Here is a 443-nt window from a genome sequence, read left to right as displayed (position 1 = left end):
TTCGTCTAGGGCAACAGAGCTTTACGATCCGAAAACCTTCATCACTCACGCGGCGTTGCTCCGTCAGACTTGCGTCCATTGCGGAAGATTCCCTACTGCTGCCTCCCGTAGGAGTCTGGGCCGTGTCTCAGTCCCAGTGTGGCCGTTCACCCTCTCAGGTCGGCTACGCATCGTCGCCTTGGTAGGCCGTTACCCTACCAACTAGCTAATGCGCCGCAGGCCCATCTATAAGCCACAGATTGCTCCGTGTTTCATGATTCTCTCATGCGAGAAAACCAGTTATCCGGTCTTAGCTATCGTTTCCGATAGTTATCCCAGTCTTATAGGCAGGTTGCCTACGTGTTACTCACCCGTCCGCCGCTAAGCACCGAAGTGCTCCGCTCGACTTGCATGTATTAGGCACGCCGCCAGCGTTCGTCCTGAGCCAGGATCAAACTCTCCAT

1 rRNA gene is annotated in these 443 nt (G+C 55.1%); it reads right to left on the bottom strand.

From position 1 onward, the window contains the following. A 16S ribosomal RNA gene (locus tag GQF01_RS26425) occupies positions 1 to 443 on the bottom strand; the annotation flags it as partial.

It is taken from the genome of Paenibacillus silvestris, assembly GCF_009882985.1.
GTDB classification, from domain to species: domain Bacteria; phylum Bacillota; class Bacilli; order Paenibacillales; family NBRC-103111; genus Paenibacillus_E; species Paenibacillus_E silvestris.
Note: the sequence above shows the minus strand (reverse complement) of the source record. Positions and strands in the feature narration are given on the sequence as shown.